This is a genomic window from Nocardia sp. X0981 (assembly GCF_977089955.1).
In genome coordinates this window covers 4,276,726-4,303,382 of record NZ_OZ372435.1, presented here as the reverse complement: position 1 = coordinate 4,303,382, position 26,657 = coordinate 4,276,726, and the positions used below count along the sequence as shown (strand labels likewise).

7 protein-coding genes are annotated in these 26,657 nt (G+C 68.9%); 2 read left to right on the top strand and 5 right to left on the bottom strand.

Annotated elements, in window-relative coordinates:
* Positions 1–15: 15 nt before the first annotated feature.
* The 5 genes from ACYR7D_RS19040 to ACYR7D_RS19020 all read right to left on the bottom strand — a co-directional run bounded on the left by ACYR7D_RS19040 (position 16) and on the right by ACYR7D_RS19020 (position 24,576).
* Entirely contained in the window at positions 16–19,005 is an 18,990-nt protein-coding gene (locus ACYR7D_RS19040) for a WXG100-like domain-containing protein (RefSeq protein ID WP_459545878.1), read from the bottom strand.
* Positions 19,006–19,020: 15 nt separating this feature from the next.
* The gene (locus ACYR7D_RS19035) at positions 19,021–19,476 is read right to left on the bottom strand and encodes a YbaB/EbfC family nucleoid-associated protein (protein ID WP_459545877.1); all 456 of its coding nucleotides are present in this window, start codon (positions 19,474–19,476) and stop codon (positions 19,021–19,023) included.
* A 20-nt stretch (positions 19,477–19,496) separates the two neighbouring features.
* On the bottom strand, positions 19,497–20,972 hold the full coding sequence (locus tag ACYR7D_RS19030) for a hypothetical protein (protein WP_459545876.1): 1,476 nt from the start codon (positions 20,970–20,972) through the stop codon (positions 19,497–19,499).
* A complete protein-coding gene (locus tag ACYR7D_RS19025; RefSeq protein ID WP_459545875.1) occupies positions 20,972–21,310 on the bottom strand; it encodes a hypothetical protein in 339 nt (112 codons plus the stop codon). Before ACYR7D_RS19025 ends, ACYR7D_RS19030 begins: the two co-directional genes overlap by 1 nt.
* 305 nt (positions 21,311–21,615) lie before the next feature.
* Positions 21,616–24,576, bottom strand: a complete 2,961-nt coding sequence (locus ACYR7D_RS19020) for a crotonase/enoyl-CoA hydratase family protein (protein ID WP_459545874.1) — start codon at positions 24,574–24,576, stop codon at positions 21,616–21,618.
* A 102-nt stretch (positions 24,577–24,678) separates the two neighbouring features.
* On the opposite strand from ACYR7D_RS19020, the gene ACYR7D_RS19015 reads away from it, so the two are divergent.
* Entirely contained in the window at positions 24,679–25,329 is a 651-nt protein-coding gene (locus tag ACYR7D_RS19015) for a TetR/AcrR family transcriptional regulator (protein WP_459545873.1), read from the top strand.
* Positions 25,330–25,477: 148 nt separating this feature from the next.
* A complete protein-coding gene (locus ACYR7D_RS19010; RefSeq protein WP_459545872.1) occupies positions 25,478–26,638 on the top strand; it encodes an acyl-CoA dehydrogenase family protein in 1,161 nt (386 codons plus the stop codon).
* Positions 26,639–26,657 lie beyond the last annotated feature (19 nt).

The following is a 26,657-nucleotide window of genomic DNA, read 5'->3' as shown; positions in this document are numbered from 1 at the left end:
GAGCGGCCGTATCGCTCACCGGTGCCGGTACTTCCGTTCCATTCTCAGCGCGTATTCCTGCGCTGCCCTGAACGCTCGGTACGCGGTGATCCGCCGGTCGGCCAGAGCCGCGCCGAGAGCACGTGAACCGTTGGCGTTCGCCGCGCGCAACTCGGGGTTCGCCAGGGTCCAGGTCCGCGGGAATTCGTGGTTCGCGGTGAAACCCGCATTGCCCGTGATGCGGCGGGCGAAAGCATCCATGACCGTCAGTTCCGATCGGCGACCATCGATCATCGGGCGGTACTCCGCGTACTCGTCGATGATCAGCATCCCCTCCGCGGTCGAGCGAATCCACAGATCGAAATCGACCAGTACTCGTCCGAGTATCCGGTCGGCCGAGAAACGTGCGGATGCCAGATCCTCCACCGCCACCGCGAAGGCATCCGCCAGACCGCCCGGGAGTACGAGCGTTTGCAGGTCGACCCCGGCGATACCCTGCACCAGAGGGTCGGGGTCGTACTTGCCCACCTGCGCCTTCGTACTCTGGTCGAAACCGGAACCCATGATCATGGTGAAGAGACGATCGGCCCGATCCCGCGGATAACCGAGCAGGAGCGCGTGGGCGCGGGCCAGGAGGGCCGAGCGTAGCTCGTCGTATCCCCCGGGGTTGTCGCGGCGCCGGCCGTTGCCGTACACGGCGTCGCTGTAGTTGTCCGCGGCGCCCGCGTCCAGCCGCTCGTGCGGGCGGACGCCGATGGCACCCAGGTGTGTTTGGAGCAGAAGCCCGTCCTCGAGGAGACCGAAACCATTGTGATAGGTCGCCGGGACGCGATACCTGGGATGCTCGAGGTCCCCGATGATCTGGTTGACGCGCCCGATTTCCGGGTCCCCGTACAGGGTGTAGGTGATATGCATACCGTTGGCGGCGAGCCGGATCGCGGTATCCGCGTCGGGGTGAGCGAGCGCCTCGGCGGGCAGTATTGCGCGCACCGCGTCCATCTGCCGTACGAGCACATACGGCGGCAACGGCGGTCGCCCGGGATCGTGGAGGTGTGCCCGGATCGCGGCAGCGTCCAGGAGGTCCTGCGGCCGGCCGCGTTCCTGGAGCAGGGCGTACACATCGGGCAGACTCGCGATGCGCAGCCCGCCCGGGGAAGTCCACGAACGCGCCCACAGTTCCGGGAGAGGTGGGGCTCCGTGCCATCCCGGTCCGACCGACAGCCTGTCGGCGACCAGGCGGGCATCCTCGCCGCCCGGTCGCTCCGACCAGCCCGGCTGTTCCCGCAGATAGCGGTACGCGGCCTCGGGTACCGCCACCTCGAGTCGCGTGGGCGGCCGGGCGCCTTCGCCGAGCGCGGCCACCACAGCTCCCTGACCGACGATCAGCGAGTCCCCGGCCACCCGCTCACCGAGCCGCCGCAGCACGAGCTCCGAATCCACCGAACGCGGACCCGTTCCGCTCCCCCAGTCCGGCTCGGCAACCCGCACCACCGGTACGGGCGGCCCCGGCTCCGCCGGCGCGGCGTCATCGTGCTCGCCCGCCCGCGGTGCCCGCCCCGGATCGGCGGACCCCGATCCGGGCGCCTCGTCGGCCGCCCCGCCGATCCCGTCCCGCAGCCGGACCGATTTGTCGACCACGGCCGGGGGCACGGAGTAGTCGGACGCAATCGGCTTCGTCGGGTTCCCGGATCTGTCGAGTTCGATCCCGTGCCAGATACTTTCGCCCCTCGACTCCACCGTGACCGGGCCGATGTAGCCACCGGCGAGGTCGATCACCAGTACAGTGCCCCCCTCGTTGACGAGCAGCCGGGCCGCTCCCTCACCGGCACCGGATTCGACCAGCAGCATCCCGCGTCCCGAATGACGCGCCCGTACCGCCGGATCGGTGTCCGTATACGACTGTCCCGGCTCCGCTCCGGACAGCCGGGCGGCGGCCTCGGCCGGGCCTCCCGGCAGGTACTCGGCGTGCCCTCCCACCAGCCAGCTGAAACCCGCCGGTTCGATCAACTCGCCCGGAGCGACCGGCTCGTCCGGTAGGCGCATCGGCCGGCTCCCCGCAACCTCGTGATACCAGGCATTACGGGCGACCACAGCCAAGTGCCCACACAGAGCGAGGCCGGCCGGCGGCTGCCGGAACACCGCGGGCCATATCGCCCGCACCGGCCCAGCCGAATCCGTCGCCCCGCGCAACCAGTCCGCGAGGTCCGTGTCCGCTACGGCGATGTGCTCACCGAGGAGGCGGAGATCGGCGAATCCCGCTTCGACCGCGGCACGGACCTGCTCGGGGACACCCCGGAGGCGCAGGGCGGCCAGCGTCCGCTCGGGTTGCGCCGCCAGAAGGTCCACGACCTCGCCGCGGTCACCGAGCGCGTAGTGCGGTGCCGCCGGGAAGACGTCGTGCAGGTGTGCCGCGAGCTCACCGGCTATCTGCCCCCGCACGGCTTCCAGAGCCACCCGGGCATGCGCGGGATCGAGGTCGGCCGATGCGGTGAGCCGATCGCGCAACGACCCCTCGGCCGGCGGGAAAAAGGACTCGGTCGTCTCTCCGGACCGGCGGACAACCGCCCCGAGTCCTTCGGTCACGGCTACGCGCGGTGCGGCCGATCCGTCGAGCCCCACCTCCACCCATGCGATGGGGACGGACTCCCCCGACAACACCCGTGCGATCTCCGGATGGTGGCGGCCCGCCCGGGTGAGCGCACGCAGATGGCCGCCCGGTTCGGCGACAACCACCAGCGAACCCCGCTCATCGGCGATACGCAGCACCTGCCCGGCCGCCAGGTCGGCGGCGGCCCCGAGCACAGCGCGCAGATCATCGACCACTGCTGCCACCGTTCGGCGGCTGTGCGCGGAATCCGGTATGCCACGCACCGCGTCCGGGACCGGCCCGGAACCCGCGGGCCTTTCGCGCGAGGCGGCCAGTGACTCGAACTCCTGCCGTATCGAGACCTGCTCGCGGGTGGCCCGATACCGCTCCTCCAACGCACCGGTGAGAATATCGATCCGGCGTTTCACCACCTCGGCTTCGGTGGTCATCCGGCTCACCTGGACCGCGGCTGCCACGGCGGCGAAGCCGGGCCGCGCGGGCCGCCAGACCCGCTCCACTCGAGCAACCCCCTCACCGGACTCGTCCGGCCGGACGGTCAGCCAGTCCACGATCCACTCGCCACGGCCGATTTCCTCCAGTAGCGCCGGGTTGGCCATACGCCACTGCTGCTCCGCGATCGCGTGGTAACCGTCCACGGCCACGATGACGAGCCGGACCGTGTGCCCGTCGGTCACGGTGACGGCGTGATCGTCGAAACGCCGCACTTCCGTGAACGAGTCGCGCGGGAAGGTCTGCCGATACCATCGGCCCACATCGACCTGCGCGGCCAGCGCACGACCGTGTTCGGCCCGTTCAGCGGCTCGTAGCGCGGCCTCGATCTCCTCCGATTGCTGTCGCAGTTCTTCGACCATCCGGTAACCACCGGCGTCGTCGTGGCTCAGATCGAGCAGGATGATCTCGTCCGGCAGTTCGTTCACCGCATCGCGATAACGAACCTCGGCGAGCGCATCGCGGCGGCGCGCGGCGAAGAGTCGCTCGATCAGTTGCGCCCCCGAGGACGCCGCGACCTCGGCCGCCAGCTCGGCATCGACCTCGGCCCGGGCCCGTAGTACGGGGTCGGGCATCGCGGGGTGCACACGGTCCGTCAGGCTCTGCACACTCTGTTCCAGTTCGGCGACCTGAGCGGGGTGGACAGCCGGCTCGGGCCAGCTGCCCGGGTGCACGGCGGGCGCCGCCACGACCCGGCCGCCCACGAGCTTCCTCGCGAGAAGCCCCGCCAGCTTCTCGGGATCGGCGGCGGTCAATTCGCCGAAGTGGGCGACCAACGGGTCCTGGGCGAGTGCGTGCACCGTAGGGTCCAGTCGCCATCCGAGTCGATAGACATATTCCAGAACGACCGGAAACCGCAGCGCCCCCGTCTCCACCCAGAACGCCACGGACCCCACCACCGAAGAAGTGTCCAGGGGGGTGCGCGGCGGAACCGGGATATCGAACTCCGCGAGCCGCCACAATACCTGCGCGGGCGTATGGTCCGGTGGTATCCCACCGTCGATCGCTACGGCTCGCCACAGGGCGTCGGGGGCGAGTTGCCCGCGCGCGAGGCCCTCCGCTCGCCCGGCATCCGAGACGAAGAAATCGGCCGGAAGCCCTCGCCATACCCACTCATCGATGCCCCCGTCGACAACGTGTTTCGTTCTCAGATACTCCGCGACCATGGCCTCGTGGACCTCGAACGGAAAGGCGAGGCGGGCGCTGCCCGCGGAGCCGGCGGAATCGAGAAGCACCGGTGTGCCGTCCGGCCGGACCAGCAGATGGCGGATCTCCCCGTTCCCGTCCTGCAACCGACGGAACTCATCGCTGTGGTGCCTGATCAGCTCCCGCATGGTGGCCGCGTGCCGCCCCTCGACCGCGCCGACCAGGATCACCTGCTGGCCCTGCGCACCCTCAAGCACGGCCGCGGCGGGAGCGAACCGGCGGAAGGAGACGACCTCGAACGGCAGGGCGGACCCGCCGGCCCGTCCCATATCGTCGCTCACCGCGTCGAGTGCCAGCCGCACCAGCGCCGCTTCTCCCGGTATGCCGGACGGCGGCCTCCGGAACCGGCCGGCGGTCTCCGGGGCCGCCGACGGCGCAACCGGGCCGGTTTCCCGGAGCGAACCGCGCATCCGGGCCGCCACGTCGGTGAACAGACCACCGTTGAGGTCCTTGGCGATCGACTTCGCCAGATTCTGCGGACTTCCGGCGGACCGGTCGCCCAGCCGCCGCACCAGTGCGTCCTGCGCGGGCCCGAAGGGACCGTCGTGCAGGGACCACTTCTCTGTGACCGGATCTCGTTCGACCACCACGGTAAAAGGCAACTTCACCGGAACGGTGACGGTGGTGATGCGCCGGTCGCCCAGCCGCACGGGTTGTTCGATTCCGGGCTCGGGCGGATATCCACGCAGCGGAAGGTCGAGTAGCGCGAGTCTGCGCAGCGTGTATGCCGGATGGTGCTCCGGCAGCGGATGCCGGTTCGTGTACTCCAGCACCCGCCAGTGAGCATTGGGGAGCAACATATAGCCCTCCGGCCCGACGTGCAGGACGGAGTCGGCGAGCGGCCCCATGGTCTCGGGGTCGCGCAACAGCAGTAGCCACGAATCGAAACCGCCGCGTACTTTTCCGGCGTCCAGCGACGCGAGGAAACCGCCCACCTCCGCCGCGGCCATATCCGTGACCGTCACCATCCGATGCAGTGTGTCGATATCGATCGGATCGGCGAAAGCAACAGATCCGTCCGGCTCGATCTGCAGATGCCACACGGTGTCGTGCGCGAAGCCGAGATCCTCCCAGTAGAGCACCCGCTCGTGCCCCAACCGTGCGAAATGCCCGGGATGGTTCACCACCGCCGCGCGCAGCGCCGCCATATGGGCGGCTTCGACAGCCACGACCGCGATCACCGGGCCCGCCTCGTACCGCTCGACCCATACCAGCCCGGTCGCCAGCCATTCGAACTCTCGCACGGTCACATCCCGCCGGAGCAGATCCTCGACCGCCGGACGGGCCTGATCGATCATCCGGGGGGTGAAGTCGGTGACGATATCGTCGTCCGGGCCGTGAACCGGATGGAGTGGGGCGTGGGTATCCCGCGAGGGACCACCGATACCCCTCGGCGCGGAAGTATGCGGCGGGGGATCGGCGATATCGGGCGGAGCCACGGTCGCGCGGATGAACGCCCGGCCGTTACCGTGATCCTGGACGGAGTCCACGCGCAACAGCAGCCCACGCCCCAGCACGATTTCCGGCACCTGTGGACCGAGCGGGGAAAGCTCACCGAGCAACAACGCGGGCGTGCCCGCCGGTACGGTGACTTCCAGGTGATAGCCCGCCGTATCCGCTCTGGAGAGCGTGGCCGGCATCGCACGGATGTAACCGGGCACCAGCTGCGTACTGCCCTGCAACCCCTCCAGCCGGCCGAATGGATTCACTTGCTGGGCGTAGGACACCGTCACCTGCTCGGGCAGCGGACTCTTCGCCAGCACGCTGTCGAGCAATTCGATGTCCAGGAACACCTCCGGAATCATCAGCCGCTCGTCCCGGAGCACCTCGGCGAGGTAGTCCAATGTGGGGCGGCCGGGAGGGTAACCGAAATCGAAGAGTTCACGCAGTCGCTGCCGCTGGTTCTCCGGTAAACCGGCGCGTACCTCCGCCGACCGTGCCGCCAATGAGCGGCGCTCGGCCGTATCACCCGGTTGCTGGTCGTGCGGCTGCCCGGCTTCGACCGGGAGCGCACCGTCAGGAACGGGCGGGCCCTGTTTCCGCGCGGCCGGAACCCCGTCATCCGGGGCGCCGCCGGTAGGGGCCGGATCACGGTCCCTGCCGACCGCGACCGGAGGGATACCCGCACCGTGTGGTGTGAGCCGGTCGGTGCGGACTGCCGCGGTCCCCGATTCTCGCCCGCTCCCCTGTTCCAGAAGCGACCAGGCGCGGCGATCGATCGACTGCGAGCGAATGGTTACCGCGTTGAGCCGGTGCGCGCAGCGCTCGAGTTCGTCGATTCGAGCCGCAACGGCTTCCCGCCCGGCGGTATCCCCCTGCTCGTCCGCCCACTGACGCAGCCGGACGATCCCGGAGTCGATGGCCAGTGCCGAAGACCAGTCCTCGGGGCGGGGTTCCATCGCCTCCGGGGGGAACCGATCCGCGAGTACACCGATCGTCCGGATGAGCTCGCGCCGCTCACTCCGGAGGTCCTCGAGCTGCCGGCCCAGATCCCACAGCAGCGCGCGGTCAGCGGCCGGCAGCGGCGATGCGGGAGTTTTCCTGTCCACGAACACTATTGCGTGGACCGCGTCGATCTCGCCCCGCTTCTTCGGTGGGTACGCATAGGTCTCGTATCCCGCGAGGTCCCTGACCAGGATGTCATCGCCGTTCTTGACCATCCGGTAGGCGTGCCCGATATCCGTACCCAGCACCATCACCACGGCCCAGGCTCCGTGTGGCAGCGAGTCCAGCCTCGCCCCCACCTGCGCGGTACCGGCGAACCGCTCGGGTACGCCGCCGAACATGGCCGCGACGACGGTGACGTCCGTACCGGCGAGACTGGGATCCCAGGTGAGTAGTTCCACAACGCCGTCACCGGCATGCCAGCCGGCCTCGATGGCCGTCCACTGCGCACAGCCGTTCTGGATCGCGGCCTGATCCACCTCGTGAAAAGGCTCGCGGGCCCGCAGTGCGTCGAGAAGTTGCTGTTCGTACCGGCGGGCCCGCGCTTCGGTGTCGATCAGCTTCGTCCCGAGAGCCAGCAGCTCACCGATATCACCGGCGAGCGCCCCGTCCCGGGCGGAGCCGCGTAGTTCACCGCTCGACGTATCCGGGAACCCGATCCGGGAAGCAAGCCGCCGGTATTCGACGCCGTACTGCTCGTAACGCAACTCGGTGTCGACGAGGGCCTGGCCCATTTCCCGGAAAGAGGCCAGAGCGCGCTCGATCTGTTCCAGCTGTCCCAATTTCGTGACCAGTTCCGCGACAGCCGATGAGCGATCCCGATCCATCGGCTCACCTGTCATCGCGTCCAGCCGGTCGAGCAGCAGCTTCCGATCGGACGCGGTGTGCAGATCGCCCACCCATCCGGTTCCCAGCTGCTCGACGATCCGAGCGGCCTGCCCGAGCACCGCTCCGCGCTCGATGGTGATCGCGGTGATCCGGCGTGCCACCTCGTCACGCACCGAGTTGACCCGTAGTTCCGAATGCGGCAGCAGATGCCCCTGACCCGGTGCGATCGGATCCAGCTGGTGCCCGTCCGGGCCGAATACCGCCGCATACGATGTCATTCCGGCGCGAACGACCGGCGCGAATTCCTGCACCAGTCCGTAGCGCCGATCGATCCGGATGATCAGCCCGTGGTAGTTGACCAACTGATACCGATGGACCAGTCCGGTCCGCCGATCCCTATCGATCACCACAGCGGAAGCCCCCGAACGCAGGTTCTCCAGCTCCGTTATCAGGGCCTCGTGGCTCTCCATCTCCATGAATCGCCCGCGCACCTTGGTCTGCAATCGGGAATCGGTGAGGCCGAAGGCCGATTCCGGGAACGGGGAGCGGTCGATCCTGCCGGGGGCTGTCACATCGGCAGCGGCGCGTAGCACGGCCTCGCCGTCATCGTGGGGCAGGACGGCCGGCTCGAGATGTCCCGGCACGACGTGGGGGTCTGCCAAACCTTCGTCCAGGACGCCGTCGAGCCGATCTACTTCGGCCCGTGCGCGATCGTAGCGATCGAGGGCGGCCGCGATACGCGCGTTCGCGGCTCGGTGCTCGCGTAGCCGGTCGATGACCGGGCGTCCGGATTCCCATGGCAGGCCCGAACGTTCGGCTTCCCGGCGCGCGAGATGGATGGCGTACACCTCGTCGAGTTCGGCCGCGGTACGCGCGCGTGACACGCTGTTCAGCCAGATGTGCGCCTCCTGGGCGTACTCGTAGGCAGCGATATCCGCGTCCAGCATCGCGATCCGCGCCCCGGCGTCCGCCCGGCCGTCGTTCCCGGCGCGCAGAAGCTCGGACCGTTCCCGCAGTGCTTCGTGGTACACCGCCGCGAGCCGGCCACGTTCCCGATCCGCCGCTCCCAGCATCCGATCCAGATACTGATTCCGGCTCTGCCGGTCGGCATACCGATACGACTGTTCTCCAGTGGTGGCCTCGGGCCCGCGCACCACGGCCCCCTCTGCGCGGATTCCGTCCAGACCACCGGATGGTTCGTCGCGGTCCGCAGCCGGCCGGTTGTCGTCACGGGATACCGCGAGGGGTCCGGGGCTCCGCTCCACCGTCGCCTCGGGCCCCGCCCCGCCTGCCGGCAAAAGGGTACGGGGCGGGCCGGGCATCGCGGGTGATTCCCCCGCGAGGTGGAGCCGGTGATCGGGACCGCGGAATGCGGCGGGCGTATCCGGTGACGATTCCGGCGGTATCGGATCGGCCGGCATACCCGGTCCCGGCACGGCAGATGCGGCCGCCCCGTAGACGAGGCGCCGCGCGATACTGTTGGCGCGATCGATCTCCTCGTGAGTTCGGTGGACGATCGAATACCTCAATTCGTCCAGCCGACTACGTATCGCGTCGGGAACCGGATCGGCGTGGGTTCCGTCTGCCCGGAATACGATACCTTCGAGCTTTCCCCACGTTTCGCGCTGTTCGGGTGGCCAGTCGTGTACCAGCGCGCCACCGTGGTCGAATACATGGATCCGATCACCCTCGCGGTGCAGTACGAGAACATGACCACCGGGAATCTCGGCGAAAGTCGTGAGGACCATCATCGTCTCGCCGGGGCAGAGGTGTTCCCGCGCGGCATCGAGGTTGTCGAGCCGGATCGGCCTGCCACCGATATCCGAAACGATTTCGAACCAATCCCATCCGTAGTCGTACGGGGCGCGAACAGGAAGCCGGATACCGGGATTGCCGGTGAGCCCCAGAAGAACAACGGTGGCGAGACCACTGCAGCTGTGCGCGAAATGTTCCAGGAGCGCGGGGTCGGTCGTCGCCGGACGGCGACCGGCTGTGCGCAGCAGTTCGCGCTCGTGCCGCTGCACCTCGGACTCCCAGTACTGCCGCGCACGGTCGGCCTGCTCCCGGCGCACCACCAGATCTCCCCGGCCGTCCGGACTCGAATCGGATACAGCCGGCCGCGCAGTACTCGGGCGATGCGGTGCACCGTCCGATTCAACTGCGAGAGAACGGAATTCGGAATCCGCCACCTCACGGCTTCGTATCGCCATGATCCGTTCGGCGCTGATCGAGGCCATGGCGGCGAACTCGGCTTCGATCCGGTCCTGCTGACGGATGGCGGTGATCATCGCCTCGACCAGAGCCCCGCGGAAACCGACAGCACCCGCGGCCGACTCGGCCTCCAGCTCCGACAAGGTGCGCGTCCGTTCCGGTCCGGCGAGCCTGCTCTCGGGTATGGCCAGCAACTCCGCGAGCTCCGCCACACCGGCGCGAGCTCGGCTCAGCTCGACAGCAGCTTGTAGGAGCACCATCGCGGGCCGGACGCTGGATTCGATGAAGGTATTCGCGGTCTGTGGCCATGCGTGCACATCCGCGCCGACCGGATCCACCGGATTCCAGTCCGCATCGAAAAGGATCGCGAACGGTACCGCGTTTCCGGCTGTCTCCGTATAGGGCGTTCTGGTCTCGTCCGGTCGCACGACGACGTTCGCACCGTGCTCATGGACTACGACATACCGGACCCTCGACCTTCCCCGCTCCACGACGACGGCTGCGACCGCGGGATGGTCCGGATCGTTCAGGACCGTTCGCAGATAGTCGTGGTGGGGAATCCTCAGCAAACGACCGCCGGTGTACCGCTGGAGATCGCTGTCGCTGATATGCGGCGCGTCCACATCCGGAACCGGGAATCTCCCGTCTCCCGTACGGGCGGCGAGTACCCGGAGCACGTCGGCCCCGTCCCGGCTGGTGTTGCGTACCAGCGGAACCGGAGCCGGGGCGGTGTGCGGCGCCCGATCGGAGGTGGTCTCCGGCGAATCGAGTTCTTCCGGGGTGGCGAGGCGCGCATCGCCGACATCGCCAGGCACCCCCTCTCTGATCTGCGCGGCAGCCGCTGGTGACGCCGGCGCAGGAACGCCGCCGCTGATGGGCGTGACCACAGCCGGAGCCGCCGGACTTCCTTCTTCCCCGTCACGCGGCCGGGGCGAGGGTGTGCCACGGTAGTGAACCGACGGCCCGGACGGGTCGCGGTGACTGTCCGGTGCGAGCATCCGCTGGGCTCGGGTATCGACCGCGGCCACGCGCTCGGATACCGCGAGGATACGAGCCGCGGCCGCGCCGAGTCGATCTATTCGGTCCGCGTAGCGGCCGTTTTCGGAGGGATCGGGCAGCTGGTTCGTCCATTGCCGCAGCCGCTCGATACGCGTTTCGACAGCCACCGGCGAAGTCCAGTCCGTCCGGAGGTCGCCGACGATTTCGGCGGGGAAATGAGCGGAATGCTCGAGGAAAACCGTGGTGAGCCGACGCCACTGGACTTTGAGGTCGTTCTGCTCTCGGGCCAGCTGCCACAGCAGTCGCCGGTCCGTCTCGGACAACGGCAGTTTCGGAGTGTCCCGGTCCAGATAGACGATGCCGGAGATCCTGGTGACCTCGGCCCGAGCCTTCGGCGGGTAGGAGTAGCTCTCCATCCCTGCCCATTCCCGGATGACGATCCCGTGCTGTGTCCTGATCGCCCGATACCCGTGGGCAGCTGTCGGCCCTTCGTCCATCACCGCGATCCACGCGCCGACCGGTAGCGTATCGAGGTAACTCTCCAAGTCCGCGCGGGTGTCGAAGGGTTCGGGTACGGCCCCCAGCGCGGCGGCCGCCGCGTACACGGCCGTGCCGTCCAGGCTGACGTCCCAGTCGAGCGGCTCGATTCCCGCGTCGGAATGCCACATCGCGTCGATGATCGCCGATTGCATGCAGTACTGGTCGATCTGCGTCCAATCGACCGGACGGACGGGGGTTCGATCCTGCAGCGCCTGGAGGAGCTCCCGTTCGTATCCACGAACCTTTGTTTCGGTCTCCAGAACCCCGGTGCCGAGCGCCAGCAGTTCCCCGATGCGATCGCCGGACAACCCTGTCGCGGCGGTATCACGCGGTTGTTCGGACAATCCCGTTTCGGCGGCGAGCTGCCGGTAGCTCGCACTGTACTGCTCGTAGGCCAGCTCGGCTCGGCCGAGGTCGCGCCCGATGGCACGAAACGCGTCCAGGTCGTCCGCTATCCGCTGTAGCTGTCCCAGCTTCGAGACCAAGCCTTCGAGCGCCGTGATTTCCGATGTCGATATCCACTCGCCGGCCGGATCGTTCAACTCGGCCGACAACCGCCGCCGGTCCGATGCGTTTCGGAGGTCTCCCGTCCAGCCGAACCCCAGCCGCTCGAGCATACGTTCGATCTCTCCCACCAGCATTCCGCGTTCGGTATACACCGCGGCAAGCCGCTGGACGATTTCGCCTCGCTGCCAGAACGTGAGGTTCTCCGAATGCGGCCGCATATGCAATTCGTCCACACCGATCGGATGCACGCACCGGCCGGTGCGGTCGAACAACACGGCATTGGTTTTCACCTCCACGCCGACGACAGGGGGCGTGAATTCCGATACCGAGCCGTAGGTGCGGTCGATAACGATGATCAGCATCTCGTAGTTGACCAATTGATACCGGCGAGCGCCACCTGTCCACGAGTTCTTGTCGATCACCAGGGCGGAGGAGCCGGGCCCGAGCCGTTTCAGTTCCGCCGCCAATGCGGCATGCCCGATAGTGGCCAGGACCCGGCCGCCCGCACGGGCCTGCAATTGTGAATCGGTGAGCAGTACCACCGATTCGGCGAACGGGGAACGGTCTATCGCTCCTTCCGCTGTCACATCGGCGGCGGCCCGCCACACCGCGCCACCGTCGTCGTGTACGGCCGCGGGATCCGGCGGCCGCGGAACGACCCGCCGGTCTGCCAGCCCCTGGTCGAATATCCTGTCGAGCCGGTGTACTTCGGCCCGGGCACGGCTGTGCATATCGAGCAAGGTGGCGAGCCGTTCGGACTCGGATCGGTACGGGCGTAGTTGTTCCACCGAGCGCTCGGGGTCCCACGGCAAGAACAGGCGTGCGGCTTCGTCCCTGGCCTGCGCCGCGTAGTAGACCTCGTGGATTTCCGCGGCGGTACGCGCCCTCGACAACGCACTCAACCAGGTATGAGCCTCGTCGGCGTACCGGTGATTCGCGAGATCCGCCTCCAAACTCGTTCTCCGCTCGTCGGACATCGTTCCGTCGCGGTCGGCGGCGATCTCGGCGAGGGCTTTGTCCCGCAGGGCTTCGAGCCTGCCCCGCTCCCGATCCGCCGCCGCGAGCAGCCGATCCAGCTCCTGATTCCGCCGCCTTCGATCGGGATACACCGGTGGTGTACTCCGATGCGCTACCACCGGCCCGGCCTCGCGCGTACCCGCGGGGATTCCTTCCAAGCTGTGCGGTGACTGCCGATGCGCTGGATCCGACCGTGCCGCCCCGGGACGTGCCAGGTCCTCGTCGGTCTCGACCGGTCGGTGAACAGCGGAATCCGGCTCTTCCCGGATCCGGTCGACGCCGTGCCGAGATTCCACGGGAGGCGCCGGGCGCGGCGGGCCGGTCGCCGGGCCAGGGCGCGTATCGACCTCCGACGGCGGGGGCGCCCCGTCCCAGGAACCGTCACGACGCCGCGGCTGGTCCGGGTGCTGCGGCGCGTCCACAGCGCCCGGATATCCGGCCTGCCGCGTTCCAGGACCTTCCGGTAGCTCACCGGCCCGGAAGCGCTCGTCGAGCCCCACGGGCCGGAACGGCTGCCCCCCGCCCACCGGCGAATCGGGAGCAGGGGCCGGACCGAGCTGCCCCGGCGGAGGATCGTGGGGATACAACCGGCCGTGCTCGCTCCGGTAGGTGGCGGGCGGATCACCGTCACGATGCCGGCGGCCGTCGCCTCCACCGTGTTCCACGGGCGAAACCGGCGCCACATCACCGGGCCGATGCCCGCCACCGTGCGGCGCGGCGGGGTGGGACACCTCCTTCCCCACCGCACGCGGCGATTCGCGCGATTCCGGCGGGCGTCCGTTCCCCGGCGAGCGAGCCTCGGGCATCCGTTCGTACGTCCCGGCCCCGGAGTCGGCAGCCGCCTCGTGCAAATCGCGATGCAGGCGTTTCAGCTCCTCGGAATGATTCACCTCGTCCTCGAAAGGAGCGACCCGGCCATCGAGCTCCCGATACCGCCGATGCAGCTCCTCGAGGCCGAACAACTCCACCGGATCGGCATCGGGACCCATCAGGCGAGCCCGGTTCCGGAGGTTCTCGTATCGTTCGCTTCCCGCACGCACCGCGGCGGTCCACTCCTGTGGTGAGGTCAATACGTCCGAGTTCGGATCGTGCACGGCACTCGGCGGCAACCCGGCGTTCTCCAACGCCCAATTCATCAGGATTCGCGACAGGCGGCCGTTGAAATCGGCGAACGGATGGACAGAGACGATGATTCGCTGTAGCGCGGCGGCTATCGCATAGGGATCCCCCGGCCCTCGGCGCACACCGTTGTACCAGTCGCACAAGGCCTGGAGGAACGAGCTCTGCCGTTCGGCCCCCGGCATCGACGCGTTCTCGAACGGAAACCCCGCGTAGAACAGCAGGGCCGAACCACCGAGATAGCTCGGACCGTCGTGGTACTCGATATAGGGATTGGCGTCCAGGGCCTCCTTCTGTTCCGCGGTCAGCGGATCCTGCTGCACCCCGATGGCCTGCGATTCGACCAGCGCACCTGCGATCTCCGGGGCGGCCATCGCCGTCAGCCGGCGATGGAGTTCGAGCACGAAGGGCACGGTCAGCTCCCGGTCTCCGTAGGCACGGGCGTGGGCCGTGGCATCCAGGAACCCCGCCCACTCCCTGCCGCCGTAGAGGAGTTCGGGGTGGGGTTGCCCGGCGACAACCGCGATATCCAGATGTCGCTTGTCGATGAACAGGCTCGCCAGCACGAGCCGTTCGGCTTCCGTACGAACACCCAATTCCGCCGCACGTTCGCCGGCCAGGGCTTCGGCCACGGCCTTCCACGGCGGATCGTCGTCTCGACTATCACCACGGCTCCATCGGAGGCGTTCGAAACCCCGTATCGACCGGGGTTTTTCGAATTCGGTGGGCTTCCGCCGGTGCACCATCTCGAACAAGGCCGCGTACGACTCGACGCGACCGTTGTGCAAACCGGCCACCACCGGAGCCACCCTGGCGGGCAGGTTCGGCAGCTCCACAGCCAGTTCGTCCACTTCCGCGTCGAGGCGATCACGCAACACCTCGAGCTCCCGGATCAACCCGTTCGTATCCGAACGGTATGCGTCCTGGACACCCGCCTCGGCGGCCAGGCGCCACAGACGTTGCTCCCGCGGCAGATCCAACGCGGCTTCCGGGGCGGCCACGAGCGCCCGGTAGTACGCGTACGACGGATGCTTCGGGTCCGCGCCCTCCTGCTCGACCCGCCAGAACGCCTCGACCACGGCCCGCTGCGGAGCCATCCGCCTGAACCTGCGCCACTCGCGCCGAGCAGCGGGCCGCTCCCCCTCCGCCCGCAACTGCCCTCGCAACGAATCGGCGAACTGATGGGCCCGCCCCAGCGCACTGGCATCACGTGCGAGAAGAATTTCGGCGAACCGGCGGGTCACCAATTCCACCAGCGGCATATCCGCCGCCGAACGCGATACCGGTAACCCCACCACCCGCGGATCGAGCACCAGCCACCCGTCCCGCGCCACTCCCGCCGCACCGGCACCGTCCTCCGACAACCACTCGAACCGCACCCCCTCCAACGCACCCGGATATCGAGAGGTCAATCGCGCCAGCACCGGTACCAGGGCCTCCAGCATCTCCACCGGCACTTCCCGGGACTCGAAACCCTCGACCCGGACGCCGGCGTCCCCCACCAGCCGATTCTTCAGCGCGAGCTCATCGGCCTCGGTCGGCACCACACCATCACGTCCGGTGACCGGCGACGCCATCGCCCTGCTGTTGTCGGCCGATTCCGCCCGCGGCTCCCGAGCACTCGCATCTCCCGCCCCGGTAACGGAGTCGACCTCCGCCTCCCCGCCGTCCCGGGCCCGCGGGCCCCGCCCCGCGGTGCGCGCTCCCTCCTCGGGCATAGGCCCCGTGGCGGTATCCCGTGATCCGGGCAGGGTCTCCCCGCGATCAGGCGAGGTACCGGACTCCGCCCGAGTCGATTCCGGTTCCGCGAGCGCCCGAAGGTAGGAATCCGTCAGCGCCTCTGTCGCCCTCCGGTATCGGCTCTCGACCGGTACCCGCCCGGCCTCACCGGTTCGGTCCGCCGAGACATCCGCGGCGTCGGGGTCCACGGGATCGGGTTCGGCCACAGGATCACCGGACGGAACGGCGTCCGTGTCGAGACGACCCTCGTCCCTCGGTCTCCCCCCGGCCGGTCCCGATTCCTCACGACGGCGATACGCAGCGAGCTCATCGGCATAGAAACGGACCAGCCGCTGATGTGAATCCTGGTAGGCCAGCGCCCGGCCCGCCCGCGGATCCACCACCAGCCACCCGTCCCGGACCACCGCCACCGGACCGTCGCCGTGTTCGGACAACCACGCGAACCACACTCCCTCCGAGACACCCGCGTAACGGCCGGCCAGCTCTTGCAGCACCGGTACCAACGCCTCCAATGTCTCGACCGGTACCCCCTGGTACTCCTCGATCCGGATCCCGGCCTCCGCTATCAGCCGATTCACGCGCGCGATATCGTCGGCCCCGGTTCGTCCCGCCCCCTCCCACTCGGCGGCAGCCGGATCGGCGGTATTCCGGTGTGGCCGCGTCGACGGTCCTGCCGGGCCCCCCTCATCGGGCGCGCTCGCCGATTCCGCGGCAGCCACGGGAACCTCCCCCTGGCGCACCGGACCCGGCTGCTCACCACTCGATCCGGCCGGCTCCGGCCGGACCGTCCCCGTCGCCGGATCAGCACCGGGATCGACATCACGCGGAGCGGAACCATCCGGTTGCGGTCCGGCGGAGACAGCGGTCAGCGGTAGCGGCACGAGACGAGCTGCTGCCGGTCCCGCGGACGGGGGGCGCGGGGAAGGATGCCCGGCAAGTGGTCCGTCCGAGGGGCCGGCCGGATCCTGGTGCGGTGGGTAGCCTTCCATCGAATCCACCGGAACAGGGCCGACCAGATCGATCAGTTCGGCAAGGAGCCGCTCGCGGGCTTCGAGCCTACGAGTCGCCGGCGCGTCCGCGGGATCCAGCCCGTTGCGCTCCTGCACCAGTTGATACCGGATCCGATCGATCGCCGCTTCCCACTGCTGCACGTGGATCCATGAATACGGGTTCTCGATTCCCAGCCGCTGCGCCACCCGCAAACGGCGCATCTCCGCGGTGATATCGACCGGATTCCCGGTAACGGCGCTGTACAGGGCGCGCAGCAGTGAGTAGTCCGGGTGCCGCATATCCAGGCCACCCGACCGTAGCGCGTGTTCCAGCGCGGCGGCGAACGCTTCCCCGGTGCGCAGTGACCGCCGCCCGAACAGCGGCCCACCCGCGAACGACCGCTCCGATACCATCGAAAAATATTCCCGCCAGGTCATATCTATATGGCCCTCGGATTTCAGGGTGCGGAACGCCTCGTGGACCATCGCCTCGACGGCGACCGGATCCACACCCAGGTCCTGTAACCGGTCGGCGAGGCGCGGGGAGTCGTCCTCATGCGGCACACCGGTATCCGTTACGCCGTCTTCCGGAACCGCCTCCGCAAACTGCGGAGAGGTGGAATCGGGCCGGTCCGGCGACCCGGTGACGGGAATATCCTGCGGCGTATGGCCCGGCTCGGGCACCGCGGCCGAGCCGGGCTCACCGATGGCCTCGGCGGGTTGCGGCGGCACCGAGTGCCGGTGAGACGCCTCGAGTGCCGGAGCGACCTCGTCCGTCTCCACCGCCCGCGTACCATTCCCGGGCTGTTGGAGGGGCGTTGTTTCCCCGAGCCCGGTGGGCGTACCCGGCTGCGAAGGCACTTCCGCCTGCTCCGCCCCGTGCCGGTTCGGCGTCCCGGGCGCCGCGGGCTGTTCGCCCGGCCCCGGAGGCGGCGGACGATACGACACACCGGCCTCACCGGCGAACGGGCGGACCTGGTCGCGACTCCCGGCGGGGCCGGGATCGGGACGAACCCCGGGCGTGAACGCCGTCGTAGCGGTTCCGGGCGTCTCCGGCCTACCGGCCGGGCCCCCGGCCTCGGTCGCCCGAGCCGTCGGTACGGCCCCCGTGGTACCCGCCGCGGCCGTGGCGGGATCGGATACCTGTGTTCCCGCCCATGCGGTCCGGGCCGGGGACTCCCGCGGCCCCGGCGCTCCCGCAGGGTCCCGCGGGCCGGTACCCGGCTCCGCATACCCCCTGATCACCGGACCCGCAGGCGCGGCCGGAGTACCGCCCGCACCCGGCTCACGACCGACGGTGACAGGGGTGCGCGCACGTACCGGCGCCTCGCCCGGATCGACCCCCAGCATCTGACCGAGCTTGATGATCGGCCCGACCCGCCTGCTCAGACTCTCGATACGGCCACCACTGTGCCGCATCCCGAAAGCGTGCATTCCCTGATGGCTACCGACCGCCGCGCCCGCACCGATCACACCCGCACTGATCATCCGGTAATCGAAGGTGAAGTCGCCCGAGACCAGACCACCGCCGAGCCATCCCCCCAACCCACCGAGAACCCCGCCGCCCACGATCTGCAAACCCAGCGTCCGCGGCATCGTCAAATGGTCCAGGCCCCAGTCGGTGTAGCGCAGCCGCTGCACCACCTGCCCGAAACCACCCGCGGCCACGCCGCCCCCGAAGCCGCCGCCGATCATCGCGGACAGCTGCTCGTATCGGAAACCCTCGCTCTGGTTACCGTGTTCGATCGCCCACAGCTGGATGGCGGTGTCCTGCAATGCGGCGATCCCGCCACCGAGAATGCCGTGGCCCGCCAGTCGCACCGCCAGACTCGGAATCGCCTGCCGCCACCCCAGTGCTCCGATATTGACCAGCAACCACCGCGCGACAGCCTGCAGAGTCGTCCGGGTCGCCGCCATCGCCGCCGCGTCCTGCAACGCCGATGTCGCCGGGAACAATTTCGAAATGATCAGTTCCAGCGCCAGCAGAGCCAGCGCGCTCCAAATCTGGAATTTCGCCGACTCGATCGCACCACCGGTATCCCGCGCACTCGTCGCCAGCCCGCGCAGCGACTCGACCACCTGGGGGAGGAAACGCTCGATCTCCTGAAAGAGGCCGTCCATCGCCTCGTGTGCCCTACCCGTAGGGTAGGCGGCAAGCGCCTCGTGGTGCGCCCGGCGCACATCGGGTGCGGCGGACTCCAGCGCATCGGCCCCCGCTCGCAGCACCCGGGCGAGCTCCCACATCCGGTCTTCATCACCGTCGGGCCATTCCGCCCCGCCCACCAAACCCAAGAGCACCTGCAACGGCTCCGGTAGCGTCGCGCCCATCGGGACCGGCCTATCTCACCAGAGCGATTCGCGAATCCCGGAGTCGCCCGCCGCCGTGCCCGGGTCCGTGACCTCCGGGGCGCCCCTGTGTCCGGCGGCCTCCGGCACATACGTCCCGGCCCCGGCCAGGCCCGCCACCAGGTCCGTGACCTTCGGCAACCGTGCCTGCTGCTCCCGCAGCGGCCGCATGATCTCCTCCGATGCCGCGGCCAGGGCCTCTTGCGCTGCCCGGGCCGCCGTGGTGACGGCGGCGGCGATCTCGTCGTAACTCAGATCGGAAATATCCTCGGCGAAGCAGGTTTGCAGGATCCGCCCCTGGGCGTCGACGCTGATCGTGACACGCTTGTCCTCGGCGTGCCCGGTGGCGACCAGCTCGGCTCGCTTGCGTTCGATCACCGAGATCTCGTCCATCGATCGCCGGAAAGCGTCGAGAATATCGTCGAATTGGGCCTTCATATGTTCGTTCGGCACACCCGCTCCTTCGGTATGGGTCAGCCCACCGCGCCGAGCCGCTGCTGGAAACGCAGTTCGAAGCCGGGAATATAGGCCGCAGGTGAGACGGACGACGAGGAGCGCTCCAGCACGGCATCATCGGCGACATAGAACACCGCGCGCCCGAGCATCACCTGCCCTTCGGGCGGGGGAACATGCACGATCCAGCCCACGCTGATCCGCTCGGCCACCAGCCCCGAAACGGGATAGCCGGGTGTTTCCAGACCACGTTCCAGGATGTGCTCCCGGACCAGCGCGACGGCCTCGTCGGCCGGCAGCGGGGTCGACAGGACCGCGGCCGATCCGGCGACATCGAACTGGGCGAAAGCCGAATCAACGTCGAAACGTTCGGGGTCGGTGAACAGTGCTTCCAGCAGATCGCGGGTGACCAGGCCGGACTCGGCCGCGCCGATCACGGTCTCGGCCGCGATACGAAGTTCCGCGGCGACGGTATCGTCTTTCGGGCCGATGAGCGCGACCGCCCGGTCGACCACCGCGTCCTCGGTCCAGAGATCCGGTACGGCGATATCGCCGGCGCTCGGTTTCGGCGAGTCACCGTGCCACCACCGTCCGGCCTGCCACCAATAGCAAAAGGTGAGCAGTCCCGTGGTGGCACGCGGGTTCACCACCTCACCGGCGACCCATCCGGGGGCTCCCCGGTACAGGTCCGGGAAGTCACCGCCACGGTGGTAGGCGGCGGCCAACCGCGGGCAGTCCGCCCGGCCCCCCGACAGCACAGCCCGACCGCCCGACAGCAGTGACAATGTCGCGCCGTTCCGGTCACCGTCTTCGTAGATACCCACCGAGGGCGCGATCCGTGCCCCGTGGTCTCCGCCGGCGGCCGCGGCGGTGGCGGCCAGCATCACCCATCGCGCCCACAGCACCGGCAACGGCGGCAGGAGATCGCTGACCTCACCGCCGCCCCGGGCGGCGGCCGCGGCCTGTTTCGGGGTGCGGATCTGTCGTCCGTCGTCGTACAGGTACGCGGCCAGCCATATCGGCAGCCGGGTGCGTGGAAAGGCCTCGAGGTCGGCCAGGTATGCCTCTACCGTGAAAAGCTGGCCGGGCGGGAAGGGCCGGTCGCCGTAGTCGTAGTGAACGTCCGGATCGCCCCCGGCGGCCAGCTCGACGACCATACGCAGCCAGGGCCCGGCCGCCGACCGCGCCATGAGCGTACGCAACTCCCGCACCAGGCGAGCAGTGGAATCCGCGGGTAATGCGCGCACCGCCTGCTCACCGTCGGTGTACACCAGTTCCGCCATCTCCTCGGCCACTGTCAGCGCGAACACCGCGTGCAAGCGAGTCCACCCCGGTGGCGCGCCGGCCTCGAGTTCGGCCGCGATCCGCCGGGTCAGCTCCTCGGTGCGGTCGGCCGGGTTCTCGGGTGGTGTTCCGCCGCCGAGGCTGAATCGCACATCGGGCAGATCCGCCGGCTCCGGCCCGGTCGAGACGGAAGCTGTCTCGGACCCGGTCATCAATTCATCCGATCGACACGGAACCGCGCCTTGTTGTCGTTCTCTTGTCTGCGCAGCGCTCGGGCGCCGTCCCGCTGCGCGTCTTCGATATCGTGGAAGAGCTTCGCCAGACCGGGGAACGCCCCGGGTTCACCGCCCGTGCCCGTGACGAGGGATTCCCGCGCCGGGAGGTAGGTTTCGGCGAACTGCGCGCCGTACATATCGTCGCCCCACGCCCCGTCCAGGGCGGTGGTGCGGTCCCGCAACCGCGTGGCGATCGCGGACAGCGTGTCACCCGCTGCCCCGGCGCTTCCCGCGGCGCGTTGGAGCATTTCGATGTACACACTCACACCACTCATCGCCGGCCTCCTGTTCGTGCGGGACAGATGGGTTCATCGTGGCAACACAGTCCAGGAGACTCCCCATCGCGGGGAAGCCATGACCGGTACGTCGGGGACTACCGCACGGACGGGTACCCCCGCGAGCCGAGCGTGCGGTCCCGGCGGGACCCGAGCATATTCGAGCAGGCCCGGGCGCCGATCGTGGCCGGCCCGGTACGCCCCGGAGACGATGCGGCACGGATCGTGGGGTTCGGCGGCGGCCGGCCGCTACCGAAACCCCAGGGCTGCCGGCGGTCGTGGGACCGCCGGCAGCCGGGCGGGACTCAGCGGCCGTTCCAGACCGGGGCGCGCTTCTCGGTGAAGGCGCGTACCCCCTCCGCCACGTCTTCGGAGAACAGCGCGGTGGACGCGATATCGTACTGCTTGGCGAAGGCCTCGGTCGTGGTCCAGTCGGAGGTCTCCTCGACAATGCGTTTACTGCCCGCCAAGCTGAGTGGCGCGTTGACGGCGATACGTTCGGCCAGTTCGAGAGCCGCCGCGAGAGCCTGCCCCGGTTCGGCGAGAACATTGATCAAGCCGAGTTCGGCCAGTCGGCTCGCCTGCATGGGGTCGCCGGTGAGCGCCAGCTGCATGGCGATATTACGAGGCAGGCGCTCCCGCAAACGCATAACGCCACCGGCGGCGGCGATCAGGCCGCGTTTGGGCTCCGGGATACCGAATTGCGAATCACGTGCCGCGACGATCAGGTCCGCGGCCAAGGCCAGTTCACAGCCGCCTGCGAGCGCCGGGCCCTCGACAGCGGCGATCAACGGTTTGCGGGGCGGTTGACCGGCGAGACCCAGTGCACCGCGCTTCTCGGTGAGCGGGGCTTCTCCCCGGGCCATCGCCTTCAGATCCATTCCGGAGCTGAAGTAGCCGTCCGCGCCGGTGAGGATGGCGACGCGGGCGTTCGGATCGGCTTCGAACGCATCGCAGGCCCTTTCGAGTCCGAGGGCCATGGCGTGATCGACCGCGTTGCGGACCTCGGGGCGGTTCATCGTGATGATCATGATGGGGCCGCGGCGCTCCACCAGCACGGGCGGCGGTGGGGGCGCGGGCAATTCGTGGCGCTGATTGCCGTCGAACGTGATATCGCCCGCGCGGACTGTTACGGACCATCCCAGCGCGTCGCCGTCCCGCAGCGCGGCGACGAGATCGGAACTCGTACTGCGCACCAGGGCTCGCGCGCCGTCGGGAGTGATCAGGCTGACGATGGCCGCCTCCGGTTCGCCGTCCCGGCCGTAGGGCAACGTATAGGCCTCGACCACCGCCGGGCCCGCGTACTCGGTCCGGACCGGGCGGGCGGGCGGATTGTCGACGACCGGTTGCAGATGGGTGTAGGGCCGTTGCGGTGGTGTGGCGGAATAGATGCCGAGTGCGTGCTTGGTGACGTACCAGCCGAGCGATGTGCTCAGGCCGAAGGCCTCGGGATCGTCGCGCAGTTGCCGAACCATGGTGGCGATCGCGTGGGTGCCGTAATTGTTGCCCGGCCCGCCGCCGAAGGTCAGTCCGCCGGTCACCGAGAGCGAGCGGCCGGGATCGTCTGTCGCGAGACCGAGTTCACGGGCCGCGATCTGCACCGCCACCGGGAAGCAGGAGTACAGATCCACGGGGCCGATCCGATCGATGGTCAGGCCGGCGTGTTCGAGCGCTGCCGCGCCGACGGCCCGGATCGCCGGGGAGGCGGCCAGATCCGCGCGCTCGGAGACGAACCATTCATCGTGCGCACTGGCTCCGGCGTGTACGAAAACCCACTTGTCCTGCGGGATCCCGGCTTCCTCGGCAGCGGCGGCGCTGCACAACACCAGTCCGGCGGCCATATCCACCTGCAGGTTGGCGCACAGCAGTTTGGTGTACGGGGCCGATACCGTGCGGTTCTCCGGGGTCGGTGTGGTCAGCTCCGGCGCATCGAACCGTTGCGGCAACCAGGCGTTCGGATTGTCCGCGCCCACCGCGGACAACCGTGACCACAGCTCACCGATCGCCTGGAGATGTTCCTTCGGATCGCGGCCGAGCCGGTGCCGGTTGGCCGATTCCATGAGCGCGTACATGTAGATGGGCGCACCCAGTCCGACCGCGGTTTCGGCGGCGTTGTTGGCTTCTTTGTCGATTCCGGCGATACGGGTCGGCTCCACCTCGGGCCCCTGCTGCGGCCACACCACCTCGGTACCCGCGCGCTGCGCGGCGGCCATGGTGGCGCCCGCCTCCGCACCGGTTACCAGCACGATCTCGTAGGTGCCGTCGGCGATGGCCTGCGCGGCTTCGTTGACCAGCAACTGCCCACCGTCGCCGCCGTAGGTCGAGGACTGCACGGTATCGGCCGCGGGCGCGCCGACGGACTGTGCCACCAGGGCGCCGAGATCGCGATACTGCCAGGAGGCGCTGGCCACCGCGAACACCGCGTCGGCGGCCGACAGCAGCGACTGCCCCGTGCCGGCGTCCTCCGCGGCCCGTCGCAGTGCCCGCACCGCCAGCTTCGCCGGGTCCTCGGCGGTGTTCGGTTCGTGCTGCACGAATTGCCCGGCACCGACCAGCACCGGCGTATTGGGCGCGAGCGTACGACCGGAGGCCTGATGGAGCACCGGCTTACGTACCGTTTTCGCGCCCGTGAGGGGGCCCGCGGCGGCGATACCGTCCGGCACCCGGTCCAGTGATTCGCGCAATGCCTCCGACAGGCTTCGTACCAGTGACGCACCCAGCGGGCCTTCGACGGGTTGGCCCGACAGTCCGGCGTCGAAGTAGGCGGTCGCCCCGTTCGCATCGGCACGGACGGTCAACCAGAATCCGAGGGTCAGCCCCATCGGCCCGGTGCCGCGCAGCACCAGCGCGGTCTCGTCCACCGCGACCACGGTCCAGGCGACCTCGGCCGGGATACCCATGAACTTCACCTGCTGGGCGAACTCCGATCCAGGGTACGCACCGCTGGGTGTGTCGCCACGGAACGCCGCGTGCATGGTCAGCCATTCGGCGAAGCGGCCCGGATCGGTCAGATAGGCCGCGACCTCGGTCACCGGACGGTCGATGTGCTTGCTCGCATGGGCTCGTTTGTCGAATTCCGCGATCCCCTCCGGTGGGGTGTATTCCTCGGGTACGGCCGGGCCGGTGGGAGGGGCGGCGGGTTTGCCCAGCACTCCCCCGACCACGTCGCGCAGAATCGCCGGATCACTTTTCACGGCGTCGGCGAGTGTCCGTACCGCACGCACTCCAGCGCGCGCCTGCCGCAACACCCCGGGAAGTCGCCCCACGTCAGCCACTACCTTGCCCTTTCGCTTGATGGAACTATTCCTTACGAGATAGTTCCATGGAACTATTAGACGGATAGTGGTACCGCATGTCAAGATGGGCCCGTGACCAGACCCGGTGCGCCGCTGTCCAGCCTGCTCAGCCGCGCGATGACCCTCCTTCCGCAGTCGGCACCCAGCGACGACGCGACCGACGCGCGGGTACTCGACGCCGCATTGCGGGTCCTGGCACGCCGCGGAACCCGCGAGGCGACCATGGACGACATCGCGGCCGAGGCCGGAGTCGGCCGCACGACGCTGTTCCGCCGCTACACCGGCAAGGACCAGCTGTTCGCACGGGCACTGGCGCGCGATATCGGCCGCATACTGACCGGCCTCGCCGACCTGTTCACCGAGGTCACCGACCCCACCGAACAGGTGGTGCTCGGCTTCCTCACCGGGCTGAGGCTGGGCGAGCACATCTTGTTCCGCGATGCCGACCCGCTCCGCCGGGCCGAACTCATCCAGGCCCTCGGCCAGGGCGACCCGTCCCCGATCGCCCTGGCCTTCGACGCGATCCGCGCCAATATCGCCAAGGCGCAGGCCGACGGCAAGATCCCGATCCGCGACCCCGACGCCCAGGCCGACGCCCTGGTACACCTGATAATCGGCTACCTGGCCACCCCCGGCCATGCCATCGATCTGGCCGACCCCGCGGCGGCCGAACGTGTCGCCCGTGCCGCCGTCGCGCCGATCCTGACCGGAACCATCGACTGATCGCTCCCCGTCTCGGGCCCACCCGTGACGACATCCGAATACACCGCCCCACTCTTCGCCGCACCGCGTATCCCGCGGTAGCGACAGGCGCTACCCGGCGCCCGGAAGCGCTCCGCGCACCATCGACCACGCATATCTCAGGAGTGAAATGACAACCGCCTACACCGATCCCTACCGCACCCCCGAACGTATCGCGCTACGCGAGGCGGTGAGCGAATTCGTCCGCCACGAGATCACCCCGAACCTCGACCGCTGGGAACGCGAGGGCGCCCTGCCCCGCGAACTGCACCGGACCGCGGCGAAATCCGGGCTGTACGGTATCGGCACGCCCGAGGCGTACGGCGGGGACGGCGGAGACCTCGTCGATATGACCATCGCCACCGAGGCCTTCATCGAGGCAGGCGGATCGTCGGGCGCCCATTCCGCCCTGTTCACCCACGGGATCGCGCTCCCGCATATCGTCGCCAGCGGCGACTCGGCACTGATCGACCGGTACGTCCGCCCGACCCTCTCCGGAGATCTGATCGGCTCGCTCGGGGTGACGGAACCGGAGGCGGGTTCCGACGTCGGATCCCTGCGCACCACCGCGGTGCGCGACGGCGACCACTACGTCGTCAACGGCGCGAAGCTGTTCATCACCTCCGGCACCCGCGCGGATTTCGTGACCACCGCGGTGCGCACCGGCGGACCGGGCGCCGGTGGTATCAGCCTGCTCGTGATCGACACCGACACCCCGGGGTTCAGCGTATCGCGGAAGCTGGAGAAGATGGGCTGGCTGTGCTCGGACACCGCCGAGCTGACCTTCACCGACTGCCGGGTACCCGCCACCAATCTGGTCGGGGCCGAGAACAGTGGGTTCGCGCTCCTGGGCGCGGCTTTCGTCACCGAACGGGTGAATATCGCGGTGCACGCGTATGCGATCGCACAGCGCTGCCTGGATCTGACTCTCGAACACGTCCGGCTGCGGGAGAGCTTCGGCAAACCGCTCATCGCCCGGCAGGTGGTGCGGCACAAGCTGGTCGAAATGCGCCGGCACATCGAACTGGCCCGCACCTACACTCGCCAGGTCGCCTTGCGCGCCACAGCCGGTGAATTCGTCGTCGGAGAGGCCTGCCTGGCGAAGAACTCCGCCGTCGCGGCCGTCAAACACGTCGTCGACGAAGCGGTCCAGCTGCACGGCGGTATGGGCTATATGCGTGAGTCGGAGGTGGAACGTCATTACCGCGATGCCCGCATCCTCGGCATCGGCGGCGGCGCCAGCGAAGTGATGACCGATCTGGCGGCCAAGCTGTTCGGTTACGACAGCTGACCGACAGGTTCGGACAATA